Raw genomic sequence first — 3,306 nt, 5'->3', positions numbered from 1 at the left:
TGCCGCCGGTGGTGCTGGCGGGCTTGCCGGAAGAGGCGCAGCTGGAGACGGTGCGCACGCTGGTGATGGCGGGCGAGGCATCGAATGCGGCGCTGGTGCGGCGTTTCGGCCACAACCGGCGTTTGCTCAATGCCTATGGGCCGACCGAAACCACGGTGTGCGCGACGATGCATCTTTGCGACGCTGCGGAGGACGCCGCGCCGCCGATTGGCCGCCCAATCCGCAATACCCGTATCTACCTGCTGGACGCTAAGGGCCAGCCGGTACCGCAGGGTGTGGCCGGCGAGATTCATATCGGCGGCGTGCAGGTGGCACGCGGTTATCTGAACCGCGATGAATTGACGGCCGAGCGCTTCGTGGCCGACCCGTTCAGCAGCGAGCCGAATGCACGGATGTACAAGACTGGCGACCTGGGACGTTACCTGGCCGATGGCAGCATCCAGTTCCTGGGCCGCAATGACGATCAGGTCAAGTTGCGCGGTTTCCGCATCGAGCTCGGTGAAATTGAAGCGAAGCTGCTGGAGCAGGATGGTGTGCGCGAAGCGGTGGTGATCGCACGCGAAGACCGGGCGGGCGACAAGCGGCTGGTCGCCTACCTGACGACCGATGCGCAGCTTGATACTGAAGTGCTGCGTGCATTTCTGTCGGCAACGCTGCCCGAGTACATGGTGCCGGCCGCGTACGTACAGCTCGACACCCTGCCGCTGACGCCGAACGGCAAGCTGGACCGGCAGGCACTGCCGGCACCGGAAGGCGACGCCTACGCGAGCCATGCGTATGAAGCGCCGCAAGGCGAAGTCGAAACCGCACTGGCTGCAATCTGGGCCGAAGTGCTGGGCGTTGAGCAGGTCGGCCGTCACGACAACTTCTTCACCCTCGGTGGCCACTCGCTGCTGGCAGTCAAGGTCGCCTCGCGTATGCGAGAAGCGCAACTGCATGTGGATGTGCGCACCCTGTTCACCGCACCCGATCTCGCCGCTCTGTCGCTTGCAGTCGCCAGCGACATGGGCAAGCACGAGCACGCGGTCGAAGTCCCGCCCAATCTGATCCCATCCGGCTGCAGCGCGATTACCCCGGCGATGCTGACACTGGTAACGCTGGGCGAGGACGACATCGCGCGCATCCTGCAGCAGGTGCCGGGCGGTGCCACCAACGTACAGGACATCTATCCACTGGCGCCTTTGCAGGAAGGCATCCTGTTCCATCACCTGATGGAACGCGAAGGCGACGTCTACCTGTCGCCGACCCTGTTCAGTTTCGACAGCCGGGCGCGGCTCGACCGCTTCCTGCAGGCGCTGCAGGCGGTGATCGACCGGCACGACATTCTCCGCACCGCACTCCACTGGGAAGGCCTGGCCGAACCGGTGCAGGTAGTGTGGCGCAGTGCACCGCTTCAGGTCGAAGAACCAGTGCTGGATGCCGGACAGGGTGACATCGCCGACCAGTTACGCCGGCGCTACGATCCGCGCCATTACCGCATCGATGTGCGGCGTGCGCCGTTGATGGGCATCGCCATCGCTGAGGACGCAGCCAATGGGCGCTGGCTGATGCTGCATCTGCTGCATCACCTGTCGATCGATCACACGACGCTGGATGCCTTGCTGGTCGAAGTGCGTGCGCTCATGCTTTCGCGCGGTGACACTTTGCCCGTACCCCAACCTTTCCGTAATTTCGTTGCCGAGGCCCGCCTCGAGGTCGGTCGCGCCGAACACGAAGCTTACTTCCGCGCCATGCTCGCAGACGTCGATGAGCCAACCCTGCCATACGGCATGAGCGACGCGCACGGCAATGGGGAAGCGATGCGCGAAGCGCAACGCGAGGTCGATGCCGATCTGTCCCTGCGCGTACGTGCCACGGCGCGGGCCTTGAACGTAAGTGTGGCGAGCCTGTGCCATGTCGCCTGGGCACAAGTGCTGGCGCGCCTGGCGAACCGGAACGACGTGGTGTTCGGCACCGTCCTGTTTGGTCGCATGCAGGCGGGGGGCAGCGCCGACCGTGTACTCGGCATGTTCATCAATACCTTGCCGGTGCGCGTGCGACTGGGTGAGCAGACGGCGGCCGGCAGCGTACAGCAGACGCATGCGCAACTGACGCAGTTGCTACGCCACGAACATGCCTCCCTTGCCCTGGCGCAGCGCTGCAGCGCAGTTGCTGCCCCTGCGCCCTTGTTCACCGCCATCCTCAATTACCGCTATTCGACCGAACCTGTGGTCGCCGACGACGGCGAGCATGGCGAGCCATGGGAAGGCATCGAACACCTGGGCGGTGAAGAACTGAGCAACTATCCGCTCAGTCTCGATATCGACGACCTTGGTGCCGGCCTGAGATTGAACGCGCAGGCACGGACGCCAGTCGATCCAGCCCAGGCATGCGAACTCATGCATGCCGCGCTCGCACAACTGGTGGACGCGCTCGAAAGCACGCCGAATGTTCCGGTCGCATCGATTGACATCCTGCCGCTGGCCGAACGCAAGCGCCTGCCGGTCTACTGGAATGCGATTGATAGCACGTTTCCGGAATCGTCGTGCGTACATGAACTTGTCGAAGCACATGCCGCGCACAGTCCGAATGCGCCGGCTGTCTGTTTCGAAGGCATATGCCTCAGCTATGCCGAGCTGAATGCACGGGCAAACCGGTTTGCCCGTTACCTGCGGTCCTGCGGCGTCGGACCGGATGCGACGGTTGCGCTGTGCATCGACCGCGAGCCTGACATGGTCATGGCCATGCTCGCAATCCTGAAAGCAGGCGGCGCCTATCTTCCGCTCGACCCGGATTATCCGGCTGAGCGCCTCGCATACATCATCGGCCACGCCCGGCCGGTTGCGATCGTATGCGGGGAGCGCGCCGTTGCCCGCATCAGCGGGGTGGTGCGTACGCATAATGCACCGGTCATCGCGCTCGGTACGGACCCGACGACATGGCAGCAGGAGGACAGCGCTGATCTTCCTTGCGCAACCACGGGCGTTGCGCCGCATCATCTTGCCTATGTAATCTACACCTCCGGTTCGACCGGCGAACCGAAAGGGGTGATGGTCGAGCATTGCTCGGTCGCCAACCAGGTGAAGGCGCTTGCAAGCCGCTACCGCATCACTGCCAGCGACCGGGTGTTGCAATTTGCATCGATCAGCTTTGATGCATCGGTGGAAGAGATTTTCTGCACGCTACTGTCGGGCGCGACACTGGTACTGCGTAGCGATGCCTGGCTGGCAAGTGCGCAGGTATTCTGGCAACTGTGCGAGGCGAACCGGATCAGCGTGGCCGATTTGCCCACGCGCTTCTGGCAGCAGCTGGCGACCGACACGACCG

At 63.8% G+C, this 3,306-nt stretch carries 1 protein-coding gene; it reads left to right on the top strand.

Going from position 1 to position 3,306, the window contains the following annotated elements:
* Positions 1-3,306, top strand: a 3,306-nt coding sequence (locus ASE07_RS26305; protein WP_156397058.1) for an AMP-binding protein, incomplete at both ends; no start/stop codon positions are given.

It is taken from the genome of Noviherbaspirillum sp. Root189 (assembly GCF_001428545.1).
Classification (GTDB): Bacteria; Pseudomonadota; Gammaproteobacteria; order Burkholderiales; family Burkholderiaceae_D; genus Noviherbaspirillum.
Note: the sequence above shows the minus strand (reverse complement) of the source record. Positions and strands in the feature narration are given on the sequence as shown.